The organism is Sporomusaceae bacterium (assembly GCA_031460455.1).
Classification (GTDB): Bacteria; Bacillota; Negativicutes; order Sporomusales; family UBA7701; genus Anaeroselena.
Map to the genome: position 1 here is coordinate 482,752 of JAVKTQ010000001.1, position 21,514 is coordinate 504,265.

Here is a 21,514-nt window from a genome sequence, read left to right on the forward strand (position 1 = left end):
ATCTGAGGCCTTCTGAACGGCCGTTCTCAATCCATGATATTCCAAAAAAAGAGCTGCTATGCCTCATTTGACCCTGCGCGGCGGGCGATGCTATACTGTATTGAGAAAACCTGGCAAGCGGAGGTTCCCATGAACATCGACGGCCTTTCATTGCGGCCGCTGGTGGCCGAACTCGACAAGCGGCTCGCCGGCGCCCGCATCGACAAGATATCCCAGCCCGACAAATTCCGTCTCGGCATCTGGCTGCGCCAGCCGGGCGAAAACGTCGCCCTCCTTCTGTCCGCCAGCCCCGACAGCGCCGCCGCCTGGCTGCCGGCCGCCCTGCCCGAAAACCCGGCCGTGCCGCCCGCCTTCTGCATGCTGCTAAGAAAACACCTCGAAGACGGCCGCATCGCCTCAGTCACCCAGCACGGCCTCGACCGCGTCGTCACCTTCGCCGTCGACACCCGCGGCGAGCGCGGCCTCATCGTCACCAAACAGCTCATCCTCGAAATAATGGGCAAACACAGCAACATCATCCTCGTCCAGGACGGCCTTGTTTTAGACGCCATCCGCCGTATCGGCGCCGGCATCAGCCGCGTCCGCCAGGTCCTCCCCGGCCGCCCCTACACCCCGCCCCCCGGCCAACCGCGCGCCGACCTCCTTGCCACCGCCCCGGACGCCTTTGTCGCCGCCCTTCGCCATGACCACGCCCCCCTCGCCCTCGCCAAAGCCATCGTCGCCGCCGCCGAAGGCGTCGGTCCCATAGCCGCCAGAGAAATCGCCTGGCGGGCCGGCCTCCCCGCCGACCACCCCGTCGCCGCCCTCGACGACGCCGACGCCGGCGCCCTCGCTGAAGCCGTCGCCACCATCGCCGCCCCCATCGCGGCCGGCGAACCCACACCCACCGTCGCCCTCAGCGCCGACGGCGGCAAACTCCTCGCCCTCGCCGCTTTTCGCCCCGAACACCTCCCCGGCGACCTGCGCCCCTTTCCGGCCATGACCGCCGCCGTCGAATACGCCGCCAACTTCCAGGGCCAGCCTGACAACCCCGAAAAAACCGTCCTCCAGAAGCTGCTCGTCCAGGAAACGGCCCGCCTCGCCCGCAAGGAAGCCATCCTCGCCGCCGAGCTCGCCGCCGCCGACGAAGCCGACAAGTACCGCGTAAACGGCGACCTCCTCATGGCCAACCTTCACGCCATCCCGGCCGGAGCCGCCCAGGTCACACTCCCCAACCTCTACGACGACAACGCCGCCCCCCTCGCCATCGCCCTCGACCCCCTCCTCAGCCCGGTCGCCAACGCCAAGCGCCACTACATCAAATACAACAAAGCCAAACGGGCCCAGCAAAGCCTTGCCGCCCAGCTCGCCGAATGCCGCGCCGAACTCGCCTACCTCGACAGCGTCGCTGTCGCCCTCGACCAGGCCGCCGTCCTCGACGACATCAACGAAGTCCGCCAGGAACTCGTCCAGGCCGGCTATATAAAAGAAAAAAGCAAGCGCCGCCCCGCGCCGCCCGCCGCCCCCCTGTCCGCCGCCGCCCCGGACGGCGCGCCTATCCTCATCGGCCGCAACAACCGCCAGAACGACCTCGTCACCTTCAAGCACGCCGGTCCCGACGATATCTGGCTGCACACCAAGGACATCCCCGGCTCCCACGTCATCTTAAAAAGCGCCGGCCGCGAGCCCGCCCCCGAAGCCCTTGCCGCCGCCGCCATGCTCGCCGCCTACTTTTCCAAGGCCCGCGCCTCGGCCACCGTCCCCGTCGACTACACCCGTCGCCGCCACGTCAAAAAACCGGCCGGCGCCAAACCCGGCTTCGTCATCTACGACCACCAGAAAACCGTCTACGTCACTCCCGACGAAGAAACCGTGCAAAAAATGCTCATAAGCAACAGACGTTAGCCAGCAGGTTCTGTTGACGGCAACTGCCACCCCATTATGGTGCGGAGGAAGGAAAAATGCGCATTATCTGTTATTGCCGGAATGTATCTGAAGAAGAAATTATTAACCATGTAGCCGATATGAAATGCTGTAGCACTATCGAGGATATTCAGCGACATACGGGAGCCAATACCGGCAACCAATGCCGCGTCAAAAACCCCTCTGGTCGCTGATGTTATCCTGATGTGCAATCGGTGATTGCCAAAGCCTTACAAATGAGATAGCCCCCGGCAAAAAAAAACGGCCTTGGATTTTTGAGATTTATCCCTCAGAAATCAAAGCCGTTTTTTTATTTGGTTTTATCTACCCCTGCCCCGGCAGACGGCCGTAATAGCACTTCAGCGGGTTGGCCCCCACGCCGATCAGGCAATAGTTGCAGTTGATGCACCGCGACCCCTCCTGACGGCCATCGCGCAGCCGGGCCACGATATCCGGCTGAATCACGAACGGCCGGCACATTGACACATAATCGGCCTGCCCGGCGGCGACAATACCCTCGACCGCCGCCAGCCGCCGCACGCCGCCGACCACGATCACCGGGATATCCACCGCCGCCTTGATCGCCGCCGCCGCGGCCACGTTGTAATTCTCCTGCTCGTCATATGTCGCGAACAGCCGCGGGATGAGCAGCCCCGCGATTTTCTTCTTCAGCCACGACGCCCCCCGGAAGGCCGGCGACAGCTCCACTATCGCTTCCACCGGCACCTTCGGCGACCTAACCACGCAAAACCAGTTGTCGTTGCCGCACGACACCTCGATCGCGTCGAACGACGCCTCCCGGCACATTTGCGCCAGGCGCACCGCCTCCTCCAGCCGCATCCCGCCGTCGTCATAATCGTACGCGCTCAGCTTGACCAGCAGCGGAAAATCGCCCACCGTCGCCCGCGCCCGGCCGATAATCTCCCGTACGACCCGGAACCTGTTCCCCGTCGACCCGCCCCAGCGGTCGCGCCGCCTATTGAGCGCCGGCGACAGGAACTGCGACAGCAGATACCCGTGGGCCGCGTGCAGCTGCGCCCCGTCGAAACCGCTCTTCCAGGCGCGGACTATCCCCTGCGCGAACGCGTCAATTATCCTCTCGATCTCGCCCTCCGTCAGCTCCCGCGCCGTCGTGCCCGAGCCTTTATAGCGATGCCGCGACGGCGCCTTGGCCTCCTCACCGGTCACCGCCGGCTCCGTCCGCCCCCCGCCGTGGGCAAGCTGCATAATGAGCGGCGCCCCGTGCGGCTTAACAGCGTCCGTCACCTGGCGGTAAGCGGCCACATAGCTATCGTCGTCGATCATCAGCATATTCGGCCACGCCCGGCCGTCCCGGCTCACCCCCGCGTAGCCGGTGATGATCGCCCCCGCGCCGCCTTCCGCCAGCCTGATATACCGCTCCGCCAGCCGCGCCGGGAAATCCTCCCGGTCGCCCAGCCCCTCATGGGTCGCCGACCGGATTATCCTGTTCGCCGGCCGCATCCCCGCCAGCGTCGTCGCCTCGAAAACCGTCGCCATCGCTGTCGATCCCTTCCTTCGTATCATTCACGACAACATCGTACTGGAAACAGCTTCCACCGTCAACCCCACGGCATAAAGAAAGAGCCCCGGCGCTCGCTGCGCCGGGGTTCCCCGTAACTGGTATTATCATCGGCCTTTGCGGGCTACGTAAAACACATAGCCGTAATAATCGCCATACTTCCTGTGCATTTCGATCTCGACCTGCATCTCATCCACCGCGGCCAGCGCCTCCGGGTTGCCCCGATACCTTGCGCGCAGCAGCGGCAGACGCTGCTCCATCGGGGTGTAGAAATCGTCCCGCCAATCGGACGCCGGCAGGGCGAAGTGACCCACCATCCCGTACCCGGCGGCGGCGAACAGCGCCAAAGTAGCGGCCGTGTCCATGACCACGGCGCCGAGCTTCGCAAAGAAACGGCTCAGCTCCGCCGGCGGGCCGTCCCGCAGCCAGGTGAGATCGGAGGCCGCCAGATACCCGCCGGGCTTCAAGAAGCCTTTCAGGTAGGGCAGCGCCCGCTCGAACCCCATGATGAACAGCGACCCCTCGGCCCAGATGACGTCGAACTCTTCCGGCCCGAACGGTAGCGCGTCCATCGACCCGTGCACCGTCCGCACCTTATCCTGCAGCCCGTCGGCTTTCGCCCCGGCCGCCAGCGCGTCCAGGAACGGCTGGTGGTTATCCAGCCCCGTCACCATGCCGCCCGACAGTCGCGCCAGCTCCAGCGTCTGCATCCCCGGGCCGCAGCCCACATCCAGGATGCGCGGCGCCGCCGGCGCCCCGGTCAACAGCCCGTAAGCCCTGCGCGTCGAAGCGTTCGACCCCGGCCCGCCGCGCGGCATACCGGTGAACATATCTTGTAAAATTTCTACTTTATCCAATTCTGACATCTCCTTGACTAATTTTTTCTTAGTCGCGGAGAACCCGATTCCGCTTAAGCGGCGCCAAGGAATCCCGCGACTTAAAGCGTGCGGTTACCCTTTGCCACCGACTCCAGCATCAACATCCAAACACTCCTTATTCGCGACCTTTCAATATGCCCCATCTGCGGCATTCTTGACGGCCGCTTTGTTACTCAGCTATCTCTTGAAGTACAACCTGTTCCGCCTTATCAGTATCGCTCAGCTGCACCGCCACGATCTCCTTGCGCGACGTCGGCACGTTTTTGCCCACGAAATCGGCGCGGATAGGCAGCTCGCGGTGGCCCCGGTCCACCAGCACCGCCAACTGGATGTACTGCGGCCGGCCGATATCCGTCAGCGCCCCTAAAGCCGCCCGCACCGTCCGCCCCGTATACAGCACATCGTCCACCAGCACGACCTTCTTATCGTTGATATCGAAGGGGATCTGCGTCTCGTGCACGATCGGCTGATAACCGAGCGTCGACAGGTCGTCGCGGTACAGCGTGATATCTAAGAGCCCCACCGGCAGCTTCACACCCTCGATCTTCTCGATCTCCACCGCCAGCCGCTGGGCCAGCGGCACGCCGCGCGTCCTGATGCCCACCAGCGTCAGGTCCTTGCTGCCCTTGTTCTTCTCGATGATCTCGTGGGCGATGCGGATCAGCGCCCGGCTGATGCCCTGGGCGTCCATCAGGACGGTCTTGTCGATAAGCTTGACCATTATTCTCCCCCCGTTCTAGCCGCGCATCCTGCGAAGCTTCGCCAGAATCCCTTCCATATCCATCGGTAGCGGCGCCGTAAACACCATCTCCGCCCCGCTCACCGGGTGGCGGAAAGTCAGCTCGGCCGCATGCAGCGCCTGCCCGTCGATCGGGAAAGGCGAGCCCTTCGGTCCGTACTTCGGGTCGCCCACCACCGGATGGCCGATATACGCCATATGCACCCTTATCTGGTGGGTCCGCCCCGTCTCCAGCTTGCACGCCACCAGCGTATACCCCGCGAACCTCTCCAGCACCGTGAACCGCGTCCGTGCCTCCCGGCCGCGCTCGGCGTCCACCGCCATCTTCTTGCGGTCGGTCCGGTGGCGGCCTATCGGCGCGTCGATCAGCCCCTCGTCCGCCTTCACGTTGCCGTGGACCAACGCCAGATACTTCCGTCCGGCCGTCCGGTCCTTTATCTGCCGGGCGAGGCTGGCGTGAGCGCGGTCGCTCTTCGCCGCCACCATCACCCCCGAAGTATCCTTATCAAGGCGGTGGACGATTCCCGGCCGCACCTCGCCGCCCACCCCCGACAAATCGTCGCAGCGGGCCAACAGAGCGTTCACCAGCGTTCCCCGCCAGTTTCCGGCCGCCGGATGGACCACCATCCCCCGTTGCTTGTTCACCACCACCACCTCGGCGTCCTCGTACACCACGTCGAGCGGGATGGCCTCGGCCTCCACAGCCACAGGCTCGGGAGCCGGCACCGTCAGCGCCACCGCCTCGCCCGGCTGCACCTTGTGATTGGCCTTGGCCGGCCGGCCCTGCACCGCCACGCGTCCGTCGGCGATCAGCTTCTGAATGCGGGACCGCGACAGCTCCGGCGCCTGACGGGCCAAAAACACATCCAGGCGCTCCCCCTTATCGGCTTCACCCGCCTCAAACAGGCGCGTCTCCCCCGTCAATGTCATCAGCCTTCCTTTTTCCGGGCGGGAACAAAAGCGAATACACAATCAACGCCACCCCGCCCACGATCGCCATATCGGCCACATTGAACACCGGCCACACGCGAAAATCGAAGAAATCCACCACATAACCCGTCTTCAGGCGGTCGATGGCGTTGCCCGCCGCACCGCCCGTCTGCAGGGCGATACCGAGCCGCAGCAGCCCGTAGCCCGCCGGGATGCGGGGATACAAATACACGATCACCGCCACAAGCAGTAAAGCCACCGCCACGAAAAACCACCGTTGGTGCTCGAGAATGCCGAACGCCGCTCCGGGGTTCAAGACATATGTAATGTGAAAAACACCGGGAATCACCGGCACAGACGCACCCGGCGCCATATTGGCCTGCAAATAAGCCTTGGACACCTGATCGAGAGCGATCACCGCCAGGGCCAGTATCACGATCGGCACGCGTTATATTCTCCTATCCTACCATATCAATGGCCTTCAGCAGCAGGGCCGCCGACGCCTCGTTCGTTGCCACCGGCACATTATGCACATCGCACACCCTCAGCAGCGCGGTTATATCCGGCTCATGCGGCTGGGCCGTAAGCGGGTCGCGGAGGAAAATCACCGCGTCGACCGCCTGGCAGGCGATCAGCGCCCCGATCTGCAAATCGCCGCCCAGCGGGCCGGACAGATACGCCTTAACCTCCAGCCCCGTCTCCCTGGCCACCAAGCCGCCGGTCGTCGCCGTCGCGATCAGCTGGCAGCAGGCCAGCACCTCGCGGTACGCGGCCACGAAGGCGAGCATCTCCTCTTTTTTGCGGTCATGCGCTATCAGTGCAATCGTTCTTTTCATCATTAACCCCTATATATATTTCCCTGACATATCCATAATACTCAATTTTTGCCGTAACGTAAAGAAGCGTAGCCCAAGCTACGCTTCCAACACGACCCTTATTACTGGCCAGGGCTGATGGCCCCCACCGGGCAGACCGCCGCGCAAGAGCCGCAATCAACACACTGGTCGCCGATGACGTATTGGGCGTCTCCCTCGGTAATCGCGCCTACCGGGCAGGTTGCCGCGCATGCGCCGCACTTGATGCACTCGCTGCTGATTACATACATGAGTACTTTTCACCTCCTGAAACATTGCTAAAATTTATTATACCACCAAATGAATGGAAAAAAAACAAGGACAAATACAAATCATTCCTTATGGGAAAAAAGTCGCTGCTCGATCTCGTTACGGTAATAGTAAACAAGCAAACTCGCGGCAATCAGCAGCGTCGTGCCCACGATCGCCCAACGGATACCGCGGGTCAGGTGCTGGCCCAGGAACGAATACAGCACGATCGCCGGCGTCTGGCCGATGCCTGTTGCCAGCACATACTGGCGAAGCGTTATCGCCGTCAGCCCCGCCCCGTAGCTTATCACCTTGAACGGGATAACCGGCGTCAGCCTCGTGACGAACACCGCCAGCACCCCGTGCCGCTTGAAAAACTGGTCCGTCATATCGAGATACTTCGGCCGCACGAACTTCTCCACCACCGGCCGCCCATACCAGCGGGCGATGCCGAAATCCAGGACCGCGCCGGCCAGCGCCCCTATCCACGAATACAGCGCTCCGTGCTCCCAGCCGAAAATCCAGGCGTTCGTTATCGTGATTGCCAGGCCAGGCACCAACGGCACCATCGACTGCACCGTCATCAGCGCGATCGACGTCACCGGCGCCCACACCCCGTACGCCAGGATAAACAGCCGCAGCCCCTCGAAATCGCGGTGGTGGAGGAAGCCGACACCCGTCGCCACGAACTCCCGCACCCCGGGCACGAAAAAATACGCCGCCACGGCGCCGGCCAAAACCGATCCCTTCATCAAATACAAGCTTCTGCACGTCGGTTCGGCCATAAAGAGCCGCCCTCCCGCTTCGCCTTCCGCTATATATTAGTCGCCGGCCGCCGATGCGTGCCACGGCAGGCAACTAATCTAGCATTCGCCAAACACCGCGCCGCTATGTGCCGCGTTACTTGCCGCGCCCCTTCTTGCCCGTCGGCCCCTTCTCGTCCTTCGGCATACTGCGCCTCTTGATCCAACTAGTCATAAACAGCGCCAGGCAGCCGACCGCGAAGCCGGCCAGCAACAGATACGGGATATTGACCCCATCGCCGCCCTGCTCGCTCGACCACAGCGCCAGCCCGCCGATAATCACCGTCGTAATACTGATAATAAAATTCCGCAAAACAATGTTCACACTGTTGTCTCCTTTGTCCGGATATTCTAAGATAGTTTATCCGCCGTCGCGGCAAAATCCTGCCGGAACGCGGCAAGAAATCCGGAAGAAAAAGAAACCGAGCGCCTTACTCGGTCTCCTCTTCCTCCTTGCGGGCCGCCGCCGCGTTCTTCCGGCCGCGCGTGCCTGCCACCGCGCTCGGAATAGCGTCCGCCCGGTCGACGATCCCCTGATGCTCGTTGCTGTTCGGCCACAGCGCCTTATAATCGTACGACCCGGGGATATCCTGCGGCGTATCCGAGCTCCCGTACTTCAGCGCCGCCTGCAGCGCGTCCTCGCCGTCGAAACCCACGAAATCGAACCGCGCCGAATCCAAAAACGTGCGGTGGAAAGGCGGCGCCAGGCTCTCCTCCTCCAGCGGCCGGGGCGTGGGGTCGGCCACCTCATCCCGCCGTTGGCAGGCGATACAGTGCGTCGCCCACGGCAGCGCCTCCAGCCGCTCCTCGTCTATCTCCCGGCCGCAATGCTCGCACACCCCGTACGTGCCCCGCGCCATCTTATCCAGCGCCGCCTCCACCTCCTCCAGCAGCACATGGGCGTTGTCCCTGAGCGCCACATCCTTGCCGCGCTCGAACATCGCGTCGCCCACATCCGCGGGGTGGTTATCGTACATCGACAGCTCGCCCAGGGAATCGCTCATCGTATCGCCAAGGCCCGTCTCCTCCAGGCGGGAAACCGTCGCCAACAGCCGCTCCTTCGTATCCTCCAGATCCTCGCGGAAATGCGCCCGCATCTGCCGGTCCAAGCCAATCCCCCCTAGTGCAAAATCTTCGTCACATCAGCCACCCGCAGGCGCTCTTTCGCCTCATCGTCATTCTCCTCGTTGCTGTAACCCAGACACACGATCGCCACCGCCCTCAGTCGCGGCGGCGCCTCCACCAGTTCCTGAACCCGGCGCTCGTCGAACGCCCCCACCCAGCACGACGCGATCCCCAGCCCCGTCGCCGCCAGCAGCATATTCTGCGTCGCCGCCGCCGTATCCTGCAGGCAATAAAGCTGCGCGCCCCGCTCGCCGTAGCGCTCGTTCGCCCGCGCCGGGTCGGCCATCACCACCACCACCGTCGGCGCCTCCGCCACCTGGTGCTGCCCGTGGCACGCCTCCGCCAGCCGCCGCTTCAGCTCGGCGTTCTGCACCACATAAAAATACCACGGCTGCAGATTCCCGGCGCTCGGCGCCCAGCAGGCCGCCTCCAAAAGCCGCGTCAGCGTAGGCTCCGGCACCGGCACCGTCGTGAACTGCCTCACCGAATGGGCCTCGCGCATCGCATCGAAAACATCCTTTGTCATGATAGATTCCTCCCCAAACCCTAAAAATTGCCCTTGCCGTTCGTCGTCTCCACAATCCTCATAATCTCGGCCACAAATTCGCCGATGCCGGGAATATTCAAAAGAATGACCCGGCGCATCAGCTCCAGCATCAACGCGAAAATCAGCGTTGCCCCGATCGCGATCCCCAGCCCCCGCGCCAGCCCGGCCGCAAAATTCAAAAACAGCAACCGCGCCGGACGCTGCATCAGCTCCACATACCCGGCCACATTCATCTTCTCCAGATACATCGCCAGCCGCTCCAGTTGGGCGGCGATCACGTCCGCCTTGCCAGCATCCTGCGCCATCGGCATACCTCCATATTGCGTAGTATCCCCATGCCGCCTCAAAAAATAAGGCCCGCATACCGCGTCCGCCCGTGCCGGCGCGTCAGCTTGACGGCCGGCAAATTCACTTTTCCCAGCTAAAGGAACAACGCCCTTTCCACCGAAATATCAAGTATATCTACACCCGATCAAAAATCATGAGAGAAGGAACGACCGTGCCTGCAGGTGACACTTCCTCCGAATTCGCCATCCTCTCCCTGCCTTGGATCAAAGCCGCCGCCCCCTCCCCCTGGGAGGACGTCCTGGCGCTGGCTATCAGGCGGACCTACCGCAAAAACGAATTTGTCATCCAGTCCGGCCAGATACTCGAGCACCTCTATTATTTACGGAGCGGCGAGCTAAAAACCCTGGCCGTACGTAGCGACGGGCAGCAGAAAACACTCTGGTTCCTGGCCGCCGGCAGCGTGTTCGGCGAAACGCCCCTCTTCAACCGCAAGCCGTGCGCCTATCTCTTCCAGGCAGTCACCGACTGCGAAGTATACCTGTTTTCCCGCGAAACCCTGAACTGCCTGTTCACCCGCAACCCCAACATTGCCTTGTCAGTCATCACCACCCTAACCCGTAAAGTCCACATCCTCTCCTGCCAAATCGAAGACTCCCTGTTTTGCAAACCGGTCATCAGAGTCGCCAAACTCATCTACCTTCTGTACCAGACAAAACAAAAAGCAGGGAGTGACTCCCTGCCCATAACGCAAGAGGATATCGCCGCCGTTCTCGGCCTTCACCGCGTAACCGTAAACCAGTCGATACGGGCGCTGAAGCTCGACGGTATCCTCGACATCAAAAACCATCATATTGTCGTTAAAAGCGTTGAAAAACTCCAGGCGCTGGCGGCGGGAGAATAATCCCCCTACTTGCCGTCCGCCATCGTCTTCTCCGGCCCGCGGACCGGGCTGCCGTCGGAGCGCCAGATACCGATGCCGGTATAAGCCAGCAGGATCGAAAACACCGGCACGATCCAGTTCAGCAGGGCATACGGGGCGAACTCGTACGCGCTCACGCCGAGAACCGCCAGAATATAAAACGCGTGCACGCTCCAGGGAACCAGCGGACAGCCGATCGTGCCGCCGTCCTCGCACGTCCGTGACAGCACCCTGAGGCTGACGTTCTTCTCCCGGAACACCGGCACGAACGCCCGGCCGGGGATGATCACCGCCACCATCTGGCTGCCCGTCCCCAGCAGCATGATATAGCCGGCCGCCAGCACCGCAACCACTAAACGGCCCGTGTTGGTCGCCCAACTGGTGGCGGCCTCGATCAGCGCCTCCAGGGTACGGATCTTCTCCAGCACGCCCCCGAAGGCCACCCCGCTGATCAGTAGCACCAGCGTGCCCATGATGCTGTTCAGCCCGCCGCGGCTCAAAAGCACATCCACCTGCTTCACGCCGGTGTTTGCCTTATAGCCCGCCATCACCGCCTGGATCATCTCCTTCACCGAGCTCCCCTGCAGCGCCCACGCCGTCACCAGGCCCACGGCTACGCAGAAGAACAGCAGCGGCACAGCCGGCATGCGCCGGTAAGCCAGCACCATCAGCACCGCCGGCGGCAGCAGCGTCCACAGCGACAGATTGAACTTGCCGGCGATCGCCTGCAGAATCACCGGAATATTGCCTTCCGTCCCCGCGCCGGCGTGCTGCATGCCCATCACAAGATAAATAATTGCCGAAACCACGGCTGCCGGGACCGTCGTCCACATCATCGACGCGATATGGGGGAAAAGCTCCACCTCGCACACCGACGCCGTTATATTCGTCGAATCCGACACCGGGGACATCTTATCGCCGAAATACGCGCCAGCCACGATCGAGCCCACCACCATCGGCAGCGGATAGCCGAGCGCCTGGCCCACGCCCACCAGCGCCACCCCCACCGTGCCTATCGTCCCGAACGACGTGCCGGTGGCCGTCGACGCGATCACGCACAGCAGGAACGACGTCATCAGGAAGCTGCTCGGAGAAATAAGCGTAAGGCCCCAGTAAATAATCGTCGGAATCGTCCCGGCCAGTATCCAGGCGCCGATCAGCATCCCCACCGCGACCAGGATGAGAATCGCCACCAGCACCCTGGCGATGGCCTCGAACATCCCCGTCTGCATCTCATCCCACGAATAGCCGAACGCCGCCCCGAAGCAGCAGGCGATAGCCGTCGCCAGCACCAGCGGCAGGATCGCGCCGACCTTCAGCACCGCCGTCCCGTAGAGAATAACCGCCACCGGGATTACGAACGACAAACCGGCCAGCCCTAGCGAAGGTTTTTTAGCAACGCTGTTCATCCACGGTCCTCCTCACGCAAATAATAATATAGGAGCACTACACAATCAGGCAGGGAAACTCCATTTTCGCGGCGCCGACGGGGCATTCCAGCTCACACACGCCGCAGTACCAGCAGTCGTTCTTATACTTGTTGTAAGGGCGCTTTTTTTGCGGGTCCATATGGATAACGTCGCCCGGGCACTCCTCGGCGCACCGCCCGCAACCGGTGCACCTATCCTTGTCAACCTTTACACCCACAATACCACTCCTCTCGCGCCATTATTCCCGGTGAGCCGGCACCGGCCTGGCAGAAACGGCCATCCGGCCGGTTGCCGCATCCTTCGCCACCACGGCATATTTTTTTTCCCAGGCCGGATCCTTCTCGGGATAGTCGAGCCGGTAATGGCCGTAGCCCCAGCGGCTCTCCCTGCGGGCCAGCGACGCGCTCACGGCCATCTCAAGCGTGTCGATGATCGCCTCGACCTCCACGAACTTCATCACCTCGTGGTAATCGCGGGCCCTCACCCTGCCCATATCCTCCCGGAACCGCGCCACGGCGCCCAGCGCCGCCGTAAGCCTGGCCTCGCTCTTCGGCGACGTCAGGTGCGGCTTAATCATCCGCCTGACCTTGAACTCCATCTCCTCGGGGTCATAGCCGTCCTCGCGGTCGAGCGGCGCCACCAGCCGCGCCAGTTCGCGCGCCACCTCTTCCTTGTCCGGGGCTTGGAACGCCAGGTCGCCCATCCGTCCGGCCGCATCCTCGGCGGCCACCGTGCCGAACACCCACGCCGCGCCAACGAACCCCCATCCGGTCGAAGCCACGTCGCCGGCGGCATAAAGATTGCGCACCGCCGTCTCCGCGTTCACGCCCACCAGCGCCCCCGTCGGCCCGTGCCCGCCGCACATATTCGGGCCGGATAACGTCAACTCTATAAGGTCGCGGCCGATATCGATACCCTTGAGAGCGAAAAACTCCTTCTCCGTCGGGCGCTCGGCGGCGAAGATCCCCTCCTTGATCAGTTCGACCGTCTCTGCCGGCAGGTGGCGGAGATCGTAATAAATCGGCCCGCGCCCCTCCTTAAGCTCGGTGCGCATCGCCTGCTCGCGCACCCCCGAAGGGGCCCGTTCAAGGAACTCGGGCGAATACTTCGTCATGAACCGCTCGCCGAGCGAATTCACCAGATAGCCTCCGTGACGGATAAAGGTCGAATGACCGGGGCCCTCATAATCCTTCAGCATCGGCGAAACATCGTTATACTCCATATTCGCCAGCTCCCCGCCGGCATGGTACACCATCGCATACCCCTCGCCGGCGTTGTACGGGCAGTCGAACGTGCCGAACAAATAGCCCGAATCCGGCAGGCCGAACCGCCCCTGCCCGCCGGTGCAGAGAATAACCGCCTTCGCGGTGCACACCTGGAAAACGCCGCTGCGGATATTGAACAGCGCCGCCCCCGTCACCCGGCCGTCGGCCGCAAACAGGCGGGTGGCCATTGTCCGGTTCAGCACCTTGACTCCGTGCTCTTCCAGCAGCTTCGCCATCGCCGGCTTAATATCGCCGCGCATCTCCGCCAGAAAAGCGCCTTTCGGGTGAAACTTCTGTACCATATAATGCCCGTTCTCGTCGCGGGGGAATGTCGCCACCCCCCATTCCTCCAATTCGCGGAGAATGGCAAAACTCTTCTCTGCCACAACCCTGCTGATATTAGGGTCGGCGATCCCATCGCTCATCATGTCGATCGAATCGACATACTCCTGCACCGTCGCCACGCCAGGAACGGTAACGTTATTGAACGCATCCATCCCCCGGCAGATCGAACCGCCGCGGCGAACCGTCGCCTTATCGACGATCAGCACCGACAGGGCGGGGTTCTTTTTTTTCGCCTTCAGCGCCGCCATCGGGCCGGCGGTCCCGCCGCCGATAATCAGCAAATCGACCTGCAAATCCTCTTTACGGGTAATCTTCACGGCATCTCCCTCCTTGTCCACCACAATATACCAACAATCCCGCCAAGTCTGTAGTCCCATTTACATTCTCACCTCCCGACGGTGATTTTTTTACACAGAGTGTTATTCTCCCGCCGGGCTTTTTTATCGGCATAATACCGTTTTTAAGCAATCAAACCTGCTGCCTATTAAAAACCCGCCCCCACAATACCCATATTTCCCCATTACGTCCCATCTCTGCCACCCTAATTCCTCCCCCGCCCCGCCTCCTCGTATTGCCCTTTTTACCCCCGCCCTTCCCGATACCTCCCCCGCCAACCCCTTATCTAACAGGCCTCCCCGCCCAAGAACCGCTACATTTTTACCTTAGTTGCAAAAATTCGTTTTTTTACGACTAGCATGGACATACTAAAATCCTACAACCCTCATAAAGGAGGTGCCGGCATCATGCCCGACATCCACTTCATCACCGAACCCGACGCCGTAATCACCGGGCAAAAATCTCCCGCAGTCCCCGGCTATGTCGTAACCCTCCCCGACAAAGACGAAATCCTCGCCAACCTCCATACCTGCTACTACCCGCCCGGCTACTGATTCCGCCCGCACCAACACCGCACAGCCATACAAAAAACCGGGGCCTCCGCCCCGGTTTTTCCTTTGCGCTACTATTTATCTTCCGTGAACTGGTACATCGTCGTAGACGCTTCCTGCAGATCACGGGCGAGAGTGATCAGCTGCTCGCTCTCCTTCGCGATCTCCTGCACCGAAGCCGCCTGATCGACGATATTGGCATCGATATCGTTCACCATGCCCCCGAGGTTGCTCACACCGGTCTGGATCCTTTTCAGCGACGCCGTAATGCTCTTCACCGACTCGGCGCTCACGCCGGCCAGCTTCCGCACCTCCTCGGCCACCACCCCGAAGCCCCGGCCCATCTCGCCGACCCGCGCCGCCTCGATCGCCGCGTTGAGGCCCAGCAGATTCGTCTGGTCGGCCACGTTGCGGATAAAGCTCACGATCTCGTCTGTCTCCTTCGTGAACTTCAGCAGCTCGCTGCTCAGCTCCTCCAGCTTCTTGCTGGCCGTCGAAAGCTCGCTCGACTTCGCCGCCAATTCCTCAAGGTTGGCGTTCATCGTCTCCGAAGACTGGGACAGCGTCGCCGCTCCCCCCGTCAGCCGCAGATAACCTTCCACCGTCCCGGTCGTCGTCACGACCCCGGCCGTCCTGTCCCCGTCCATGATCGGCAGCGCGCAGACCACGTAGGCCACCGCGTGCGGCGACTTCTCCTGCGGGACCAGGCGGACGATCCGTCGCCTTTTTTCCATCGCCTCGGCGGACACCTTGCCCTTCATCGTCTCGCCGGCATTATACTTGAGGTCGAGGCCCCCTCCTGCGGAGTACGCGGTAATGATACCATCCTTCACCACCGACACTCCCAGGCTCAGCGGGGTTGCATCGTCCAGATATGGAGCCACTATCTTGAATGCCTCCAGCACTTCTTCAGCCGTATACTCTTTTGCCATATTAGCCTCCCGTACACACGTAATATTCGACATAATTCGGTATTAATTTCCATCCTCCTGCCAGAAATACACAAAAAAAACAAGAAACCCCGGAGCCTCCGCCCGGGGTTCTTATCCTACAACTTCTTCACGACCGCCGCGCACCGCGGGCACAGCGCCTCATGCTCGGCGTCGGCGCCCACAGTCTCGCTGTACATCCAGCACCGCTCGCACTTCACGCCGCCGGCCGGAACCACCGCCACCGCCAGCGCCAGCTCCTCGGCGCGGTACGCATCCTGCGGAGCCCGTGCGACCCCTTCGGTCACCTTCACCTGCGACACGATCAGGATGGTCGCCAGATCGTCCTTCACCGCCATCAGATGGCGGTAATTGTCGCCATCCGCCCACAACTCGACCGCGGCATCCAGCGAATGGCCGATCGTCTTCGCCCGGCGGGCGTTCTCCAGCGCCTTCGTAATCTCGCCGCGCAGCGCCAGGATCTTATCCCACTTCGCCTCCAGGCCGGCGTCCAGGCAATCGCGCCGCTCCTTGGGCCACAGCACCATCTGCACGCTCTCCGGCATACCCTTGGCCTTCGGCATATGCTGCCAGGCCTCCTCCGTCGTAAACGACAGCACCGGCGACAGCATCGCCACCAGCGTCACCAGGATATCGTACATCGCCGTCTGCGCCGCCCGCCGCTCCACCGAGCCGGGCACCGACGTATACAGCCGGTCCTTGAGGATATCGAGATAAATCGACGACAAATCCACCGTGCAGAAATTGTGCACAGTATGATAAAGGAGATGGAACTCGTAATCGTCGTACGCCTTCGTCACCTTCTGGCGCACCTGCTCCAGGCGCAGCAACGCCCAGCGGTCAAGCTCCAACAGCTCGTCGTACTCCACCCGGTCCTTGTCGGGGTCGAAATCGGCGAGATTGCCGAGGATATAGCGGAAAGTGTTACGGATCTTGCGGTAAACCTCCGCCAGCTGCTTTAAGATATCGTTCGAAATGCGGATATCGGTCTTGTAATCCGCCGAAGCCACCCACAGGCGAAGAATCTCCGCCCCGTACTGCTTGATGACCTCCTGCGGATAAATCACGTTCCCCAGCGACTTCGACATCTTCCGGCCATCGCCGTCCACCACGAACCCGTGGGTCAACACCGAGCGGTAAGGCGCCCGGCCGCGCGTCGCCACCGTCGTCAGCAGGGAAGACTGGAACCAGCCGCGATGCTGGTCGCTGCCCTCCAGATACATCGACGTCGGCCACTCCAACTCCGGCCGCACCTCGGCCACCGCCGCCCAGCTCGACCCGCTGTCGAACCACACATCCATGATATCCGTCTCCTTGCGGAAACCCCCGTGGCCGCAATGCTCGCACTTGAAGCCGGCCGGCAGAATATCCTCCGCCTCGTACTGCCACCACGCGTCCGACCCCTCGCGGCCGAAAAGCTCCTGCACCGCCGCGATCGTCGTATCGTTAACGATATGCTCGCCGCACTCCTTGCAATAGAAAATCGGGATAGGCACGCCCCACACCCGCTGGCGGGAAATGCACCAGTCCTGGCGGTCGGCCACCATATTGTGCATGCGCTCCTCGCCCCACGGCGGGATCCACTGCACATCGGCGATCGCCGCCAGCGCAGCCTCGCGGAAGCCCTCCACCGACGCGAACCACTGCTCCGTCGCCCGGTAAATAACCGGGCTCTTGCAGCGCCAGCAATGCGCGTACTGGTGGCGGAGCGACCCCTTGCCAAGCAGCAGGCCCCGCTGGGCCACCTCCTTCAAAATCGGCACATTCGCGTCCTCCACGAACAGCCCCTTGAACATGCCGCCCTCGGCCGTAAACTTGCCGGCGTGATCCACCGGATTGATGATCGGCAGTCCGAACTTGACCCCTGTCTCGAAGTCCTCCACCCCGTGGCCGGGAGCGGTATGCACGCAGCCCGTGCCCGCGTCCAGCGTCACATAATCGCCGGTCACAACCCGCGACTCGCGGTCGATGAACGGGTGGCCGAACAGCATCCCCGTCAGCGTCTCGCCCTTCATCGGCTCACCCAGCACCGTATACTCGCCGAGCTTGTTCGCCTCGGCCACGCTCTTCACCAGCTCGGCCGCCATCAGGTATACCTCGCTGCCGAACTGGACCCACACATAATCGAACTCCGGGTGGACCGCGATACCCGTATTCGCGGGCAGCGTCCACGGCGTCGTCGTCCAGATCACGCAATAAACATTCGCGGCATCCACGCCCACCGGCAAGTTGCCCTTATCGTCCACCAGCGGGAACTTCACGAAAATCGAATGCGACTTCTTCTCCGCATACTCGATCTCCGCCTCAGCCAGCGCCGTCTCGCACGTCGTGCACCAGTAGACCGACTTCAGGCCCTTGTAGATATAGCCCTTCTTGGCCATCGCGCCGAAAACGCCGATCTGCTTGGCCTCGAACGACGGCTTGAGCGTGATATACGGATCGTCCCAGTCCCCCTGCACCCCCAGGCGCTTGAAATCATCGCGCTGCAGATCGAGGCACTTCAGCGCGTACTGCTTGCACTCGCGCCGGAGATCGAGAGCCTTGAGCTCATGGCGGTTCAGACCGAGGATCTTGATCGCCGCGTGCTCGATCGGCATCCCGTGCGTATCCCAGCCCGGCACATACGGTGCGTCATAGCCCCTGAGCGACTTATACTTGATAATGATATCCTTCAGCACCTTGTTGAGCGCCGTGCCGATATGGATACTGCCGTTCGCGTACGGCGGCCCGTCGTGGAGGATGAACTTCGTCTTGCCCTTCGACGCCGCCAGCTTCTTTTTATAAATATCGTTCTTCTCCCAGTATGCCAAAAGCTCCGGCTCCCGCTCCGGCAACCCCGCCCGCATCGGGAACTCCGTCTGCGGCAAATTCAAAGTCTTGCTGTAATCCATCCCAGCCACCTCCGTAAAATATAGAACACGAAAATTTCAAACCCCGGCGTCCTCTTTATCCGCCTAAAACCTTCAATGCGCCGCGGCCGTTCAGAAGGCCGTAGATGCAAGGCGCACCGGAAGAGCGCGCCGCGACGCGTACTCGGACGTACGCTAGCAAGCGCTCTGAGGAGCAACGCAGCAGATGCGGCGCTTTCCCGCGCCGGCGCGGATAGCTCAACTAAGGCGCGGGCTAATCGCCCTCGCCAAGTTTCGCTTATCAACGACTGCCCCAAATAAAAAGAGCCTCGCCCTAAAAGGGACGAGGTTATCTCGCGGTACCACCCTACTTGCTCACGCCACTCAAAACGTCTAACGCCCGTCACGCGGCGGAGCCTACTGCCTTCGGTCCGCAGCTCGGGAGGGATCTTCACCGCATCGGTCCTGCCGGGCTTCCACCGCCCCCGGCTCGCTGGGAAGACACAGAAAGGCTACTCTCTCCGTCATCGCTTTTGTTGTATTCGGCTGTTGATAAACGTCGCCGCGGCTATGCTTGAAAATACTGTATGCACAATATTATATACGACCGCGTCGCTTTTAGTCAAACTTTACCGTCGCCAGCGCGGCAAAAAGCGCCGCCTTGCCCAGGCCGGCCACCCGCACCGTCTTGTCGCGGCTCTTCAGCCCGGCCACGATGGCCACCCGGCCCTTAGCCACCTTCAGCAGCTCGGCGAAAAACGCCGTGCAGGCCGCGTTGGCCGCGCCCTCCACCGGCGGCGACGTCAGAGCCACCCGGACGGCAGCCCCCGCCAGGCCCGTAACGGCGCAGCGCGACGCGCGCGGCTGCACCCGCACCCTGAAGGTCACGCCCTCCGGCCCCTCTCTCACATCCAGCGCCGCAAAATCCACCGCTAGTTGTCGTCCTCCTGCGCGTTCTGCAGCATCTCCAGCTGGGCCTGCAGCAGCGTCCGCATCCGCGTCCGGTAAATCTGGGACTGCTTCTGCAGTTCCTCATACTCGCCATGCAGGCGGCGGACCTTCGACATCGACTCCTCCACCAGCTTCTGGCCGCGGATCTCGGCCTCCTTGATCTGCAGCTCGCTCTCCTTGCGGGCGTTAAGCTTGACCTCCTCGGCCGTCTCCTGAGCGATAACCAGCGTACTGTGGAGCGTGTTCTCCATATGCTGATAATGCTCCAGCTTGCTGTTCACCCGGTCGAGCGTCTCCTTCAGCTCGATGTTCTCGCGGTACAGCTTCTCGTAATCCTTGACCACCTCATCGAGGAAAGCGTCCACCTCTTCCTCGCTGTAGCCGCGGAAGCCGCGTTTGAATTCTTTGTTGTGGATGTCTAATGGCGTCAGCATTGCCCCACTCCCTTATATAAACCTTTTCAGATATATACTCGTCCGGCCCTTCTTTGTCTGGCCGAGGATCTCCACCACCTCGACCCGGCCGCGGCCGCGCATCGAGATGACATCCCCCGCCTTGATCGCCTGCGCGGGGCCCTTGGCATCCTGCCAGTTCACCTTCACCTTTGCGGCCTCGATCTCCTCCGTCATCTGGCTGCGCGAAGTCCCGTAGCCAGCCGCCGCAATCGTATCCAGCCGCAGCGACGCCACCGTCGCCCGGATCTCCTTCACCTTCTCCTCGCGGGGCGCGATATCGGCCAGCGCGATCGGCGCAAGCTCAACAGGGGCCGCCCCGATCTTATGCAGATTATCCTTGATGAACCCCGCCAGCGTCGCGTCGCACACAATCTGGCAGCCCCGGCCGCCCATCACGATATCGCCCACGACCTCGCGCTTCACGCCTAAAGCCAGCACCGCCCCCAGCACATCCCGGTGGCTGATGCTGTAATACCGCACATCCACCTCGGCCGCCAGGGCCGCCAGCTCGAAATCCGGCTTGCCGCGGAAATCCTCCTCGACAAACGCCGCCTTTACCCGCTCAGCCCCCGGATAGCCCCCGTCCGCTTCCAGCTTAACCCGCGGATAATGGGCGGTTACCGTCTCGGCGATACTGTAGCCGAAAGGATCGAGAAACTCGCTCACCTTATACCGTCTGCTCTTCAGCGCCCCCTCGGCCAGATCCACCAGCCTCGCGGCCAGATCCGACTCGCCGCTGGCGCGGTAAAAGCGCAGAATCTTTTCCCGTTCGCTCATTTATGCTTCTGCCCCATCTCGCGCGAGCGCTCCGTAGCCGCCACCACAGCATCCATCAGCGCGGCCCGCACGCCCTTCTGCTCCAGCGTGTGCACCCCGGCGATCGTCGTGCCCGCCGGCGAGGTCACCATATCGCGGAGCTTCGCCGGGTGTTCGCCCGTCTCCAGCACCATCTTCGCCGCTCCGTAGAGCGTCTGCGCGGCCAGCGTGATCGCCGTCTGGCGGGGTAACCCCACCCGCACCCCGGCGTCGGCCAGCGCATCGATCATCACATATGCAAACGCCGGACCGCTGCCCGACAACCCGGTCACCGCGTCCATAGCGTCCTCTTTCACAGTTACGACCCGGCCCACCGCCGCGAACAGCGCCGCGGCCACCTCGCCGTCCTTGTCGCTCGCGTGGCGGCCGAGCGCGAGTGCGCTCATCCCCGCCCCCACGGCCACCGGCGTATTCGGCATCACCCGGATAACCGGCGTCTCCGGCAGCTTATCCTCCAGCGTCGCCAGCGTAACCCCCGCGGCCACCGAAACGACCAGCGTCGTCTTCGCCACCGCCGGCGAAAGCACCGTCAGCACCTCGCCGATAACCTGCGGCTTCACCGTCAAAAACAGCACATCCGCCTTCGCGGCCGCCGCGGCCGAATCCCGCGCCGTCGCCACCTTATAAGTCTTCGCCATATAATCGAGGCGGTCCGCCGACACATCGACCACCGTCAGCTGCCCGGCGGAAACCAGGCCGGCCTGCAGCATCCCGCGTACCAGCGCCTCGGCGATCGCGCCGCCGCCGACAAACAAAATCCGCTTATTCGTCAACATCTCTGTCCTCCCGCAT

General features: G+C 62.3%; 24 protein-coding genes, 1 pseudogene and 1 other annotated feature. Of the genes and pseudogenes, 4 read left to right on the forward strand and 21 right to left on the reverse strand.

Annotated features, from left to right (window positions below):
- Positions 1-129: 129 nt before the first annotated feature.
- Both RIN56_02580 and RIN56_02585 read left to right on the forward strand, forming a co-directional pair.
- Positions 130-1,884 carry an NFACT RNA binding domain-containing protein gene (locus tag RIN56_02580; protein MDR7865672.1) on the forward strand — a complete coding sequence of 585 codons (1,755 nt, stop codon included), beginning with the start codon at positions 130-132 and terminating at the stop codon, positions 1,882-1,884.
- Between the two features lie 65 nt (positions 1,885-1,949).
- Positions 1,950-2,147: pseudogene (locus RIN56_02585) on the forward strand ((2Fe-2S)-binding protein).
- A 79-nt stretch (positions 2,148-2,226) separates the two neighbouring features.
- Here the strand turns inward: RIN56_02585 and RIN56_02590 are convergent.
- The 12 genes from RIN56_02590 to RIN56_02645 all read right to left on the reverse strand — a co-directional run bounded on the left by RIN56_02590 (position 2,227) and on the right by RIN56_02645 (position 9,872).
- Entirely contained in the window at positions 2,227-3,447 is a 1,221-nt protein-coding gene (locus RIN56_02590; protein ID MDR7865673.1) for an NADH:flavin oxidoreductase, read from the reverse strand.
- 102 nt (positions 3,448-3,549) lie between these two features.
- Entirely contained in the window at positions 3,550-4,299 is a 750-nt protein-coding gene (locus tag RIN56_02595) for a class I SAM-dependent methyltransferase (protein ID MDR7865674.1), read from the reverse strand.
- Between the two features lie 190 nt (positions 4,300-4,489).
- Positions 4,490-5,041 carry a bifunctional pyr operon transcriptional regulator/uracil phosphoribosyltransferase PyrR gene (gene pyrR / locus RIN56_02600; GenBank protein ID MDR7865675.1) on the reverse strand — a complete coding sequence of 184 codons (552 nt, stop codon included), beginning with the start codon at positions 5,039-5,041 and terminating at the stop codon, positions 4,490-4,492.
- Positions 5,042-5,056: 15 nt separating this feature from the next.
- Positions 5,057-5,989 carry an RluA family pseudouridine synthase gene (locus RIN56_02605; protein MDR7865676.1) on the reverse strand — a complete coding sequence of 311 codons (933 nt, stop codon included), beginning with the start codon at positions 5,987-5,989 and terminating at the stop codon, positions 5,057-5,059.
- The gene (lspA, locus tag RIN56_02610) at positions 5,958-6,434 is read right to left on the reverse strand and encodes a signal peptidase II (protein ID MDR7865677.1); all 477 of its coding nucleotides are present in this window, start codon (positions 6,432-6,434) and stop codon (positions 5,958-5,960) included. Before lspA ends, RIN56_02605 begins: the two co-directional genes overlap by 32 nt.
- A gap of 13 nt (positions 6,435-6,447) precedes the next feature.
- The gene (locus RIN56_02615; protein MDR7865678.1) at positions 6,448-6,828 is read right to left on the reverse strand and encodes a methylglyoxal synthase; all 381 of its coding nucleotides are present in this window, start codon (positions 6,826-6,828) and stop codon (positions 6,448-6,450) included.
- 98 nt (positions 6,829-6,926) lie between these two features.
- Positions 6,927-7,094, reverse strand: a complete 168-nt coding sequence (locus RIN56_02620) for a 4Fe-4S binding protein (protein ID MDR7865679.1) — start codon at positions 7,092-7,094, stop codon at positions 6,927-6,929.
- Between the two features lie 81 nt (positions 7,095-7,175).
- Positions 7,176-7,877, reverse strand: a complete 702-nt coding sequence (locus RIN56_02625) for a TVP38/TMEM64 family protein (protein MDR7865680.1) — start codon at positions 7,875-7,877, stop codon at positions 7,176-7,178.
- A gap of 115 nt (positions 7,878-7,992) precedes the next feature.
- Entirely contained in the window at positions 7,993-8,220 is a 228-nt protein-coding gene (locus RIN56_02630) for a hypothetical protein (protein MDR7865681.1), read from the reverse strand.
- Between the two features lie 106 nt (positions 8,221-8,326).
- A complete protein-coding gene (locus RIN56_02635; protein ID MDR7865682.1) occupies positions 8,327-9,004 on the reverse strand; it encodes a TraR/DksA C4-type zinc finger protein in 678 nt (225 codons plus the stop codon).
- Between the two features lie 11 nt (positions 9,005-9,015).
- On the reverse strand, positions 9,016-9,546 hold the full coding sequence (locus RIN56_02640) for a nitroreductase family protein (protein MDR7865683.1): 531 nt from the start codon (positions 9,544-9,546) through the stop codon (positions 9,016-9,018).
- 20 nt (positions 9,547-9,566) lie between these two features.
- Entirely contained in the window at positions 9,567-9,872 is a 306-nt protein-coding gene (locus RIN56_02645; protein MDR7865684.1) for a DUF5665 domain-containing protein, read from the reverse strand.
- A gap of 194 nt (positions 9,873-10,066) precedes the next feature.
- Here RIN56_02645 and RIN56_02650 point away from each other — a divergent pair, with 194 nt between their 5' ends.
- Positions 10,067-10,756 (forward strand): Crp/Fnr family transcriptional regulator, encoded by a 690-nt coding sequence (locus RIN56_02650; protein MDR7865685.1) that lies wholly within the window; start codon positions 10,067-10,069, stop codon positions 10,754-10,756.
- Between the two features lie 5 nt (positions 10,757-10,761).
- Here RIN56_02650 and nhaC read toward each other — a convergent pair whose 3' ends face one another.
- From nhaC to RIN56_02665, 3 genes are read right to left on the reverse strand one after another with little or no spacing between them, the layout of a single operon-like run.
- Entirely contained in the window at positions 10,762-12,183 is a 1,422-nt protein-coding gene (gene nhaC / locus RIN56_02655; protein ID MDR7865686.1) for a Na+/H+ antiporter NhaC, read from the reverse strand.
- 37 nt (positions 12,184-12,220) lie between these two features.
- Entirely contained in the window at positions 12,221-12,421 is a 201-nt protein-coding gene (locus tag RIN56_02660) for a ferredoxin family protein (GenBank protein ID MDR7865687.1), read from the reverse strand.
- 21 nt (positions 12,422-12,442) lie between these two features.
- A complete protein-coding gene (locus tag RIN56_02665; protein ID MDR7865688.1) occupies positions 12,443-14,131 on the reverse strand; it encodes a fumarate reductase/succinate dehydrogenase flavoprotein subunit in 1,689 nt (562 codons plus the stop codon).
- 378 nt (positions 14,132-14,509) lie between these two features.
- On the opposite strand from RIN56_02665, the gene RIN56_02670 reads away from it, so the two are divergent.
- Positions 14,510-14,704 (forward strand): hypothetical protein, encoded by a 195-nt coding sequence (locus RIN56_02670; GenBank protein ID MDR7865689.1) that lies wholly within the window; start codon positions 14,510-14,512, stop codon positions 14,702-14,704.
- A 71-nt stretch (positions 14,705-14,775) separates the two neighbouring features.
- Here the strand turns inward: RIN56_02670 and RIN56_02675 are convergent, their stop codons facing one another.
- The 6 genes from RIN56_02675 to proC form a co-directional block, all read right to left on the reverse strand.
- Positions 14,776-15,633: a methyl-accepting chemotaxis protein gene (locus tag RIN56_02675; GenBank protein MDR7865690.1), complete on the reverse strand. Its 858-nt coding sequence runs from the start codon at positions 15,631-15,633 to the stop codon at positions 14,776-14,778.
- A 116-nt stretch (positions 15,634-15,749) separates the two neighbouring features.
- Positions 15,750-18,542, reverse strand: a complete 2,793-nt coding sequence (gene ileS / locus RIN56_02680; GenBank protein ID MDR7865691.1) for an isoleucine--tRNA ligase — start codon at positions 18,540-18,542, stop codon at positions 15,750-15,752.
- 294 nt (positions 18,543-18,836) lie between these two features.
- Positions 18,837-19,037: a binding site (T-box leader), on the reverse strand.
- Positions 19,038-19,118: 81 nt separating this feature from the next.
- Positions 19,119-19,430, reverse strand: a complete 312-nt coding sequence (locus RIN56_02685; GenBank protein MDR7865692.1) for a DUF167 domain-containing protein — start codon at positions 19,428-19,430, stop codon at positions 19,119-19,121.
- 2 nt (positions 19,431-19,432) lie between these two features.
- Positions 19,433-19,885, reverse strand: a complete 453-nt coding sequence (locus RIN56_02690) for a DivIVA domain-containing protein (GenBank protein ID MDR7865693.1) — start codon at positions 19,883-19,885, stop codon at positions 19,433-19,435.
- A 12-nt stretch (positions 19,886-19,897) separates the two neighbouring features.
- A complete protein-coding gene (locus tag RIN56_02695) occupies positions 19,898-20,683 on the reverse strand; it encodes a YlmH/Sll1252 family protein (GenBank protein ID MDR7865694.1) in 786 nt (261 codons plus the stop codon).
- The gene (gene proC / locus RIN56_02700) at positions 20,680-21,498 is read right to left on the reverse strand and encodes a pyrroline-5-carboxylate reductase (protein ID MDR7865695.1); all 819 of its coding nucleotides are present in this window, start codon (positions 21,496-21,498) and stop codon (positions 20,680-20,682) included. Before proC ends, RIN56_02695 begins: the two co-directional genes overlap by 4 nt.
- Positions 21,499-21,514 lie beyond the last annotated feature (16 nt).

Excerpts from the sequence above, each read along its gene's own strand:
- RIN56_02690 (MDR7865693.1), bottom strand. The coding sequence starts at position 19,885 with ATGCTGACGCCATTAGACATCCACAACAAAGAATTCAAACGCGGCTTC.
- RIN56_02670 (MDR7865689.1), top strand. The coding sequence starts at position 14,510 with ATGGACATACTAAAATCCTACAACCCTCATAAAGGAGGTGCCGGCATC.
- nhaC (MDR7865686.1), bottom strand. The coding sequence starts at position 12,183 with ATGAACAGCGTTGCTAAAAAACCTTCGCTAGGGCTGGCCGGTTTGTCG.
- RIN56_02580 (MDR7865672.1), top strand. The coding sequence starts at position 130 with ATGAACATCGACGGCCTTTCATTGCGGCCGCTGGTGGCCGAACTCGAC.
- RIN56_02625 (MDR7865680.1), bottom strand. The coding sequence starts at position 7,877 with ATGGCCGAACCGACGTGCAGAAGCTTGTATTTGATGAAGGGATCGGTT.
- ileS (MDR7865691.1), bottom strand. The coding sequence starts at position 18,542 with ATGGATTACAGCAAGACTTTGAATTTGCCGCAGACGGAGTTCCCGATG.
- RIN56_02695 (MDR7865694.1), bottom strand. The coding sequence starts at position 20,683 with ATGAGCGAACGGGAAAAGATTCTGCGCTTTTACCGCGCCAGCGGCGAG.
- RIN56_02615 (MDR7865678.1), bottom strand. The coding sequence starts at position 6,828 with ATGATGAAAAGAACGATTGCACTGATAGCGCATGACCGCAAAAAAGAG.
- proC (MDR7865695.1), bottom strand. The coding sequence starts at position 21,498 with ATGTTGACGAATAAGCGGATTTTGTTTGTCGGCGGCGGCGCGATCGCC.
- RIN56_02640 (MDR7865683.1), bottom strand. The coding sequence starts at position 9,546 with ATGACAAAGGATGTTTTCGATGCGATGCGCGAGGCCCATTCGGTGAGG.
- RIN56_02590 (MDR7865673.1), bottom strand. The coding sequence starts at position 3,447 with ATGATACGAAGGAAGGGATCGACAGCGATGGCGACGGTTTTCGAGGCG.
- RIN56_02675 (MDR7865690.1), bottom strand. The coding sequence starts at position 15,633 with ATGGCAAAAGAGTATACGGCTGAAGAAGTGCTGGAGGCATTCAAGATA.
- RIN56_02620 (MDR7865679.1), bottom strand. The coding sequence starts at position 7,094 with ATGTATGTAATCAGCAGCGAGTGCATCAAGTGCGGCGCATGCGCGGCA.
- RIN56_02645 (MDR7865684.1), bottom strand. The coding sequence starts at position 9,872 with ATGGCGCAGGATGCTGGCAAGGCGGACGTGATCGCCGCCCAACTGGAG.
- RIN56_02605 (MDR7865676.1), bottom strand. The coding sequence starts at position 5,989 with ATGACATTGACGGGGGAGACGCGCCTGTTTGAGGCGGGTGAAGCCGAT.
- pyrR (MDR7865675.1), bottom strand. The coding sequence starts at position 5,041 with ATGGTCAAGCTTATCGACAAGACCGTCCTGATGGACGCCCAGGGCATC.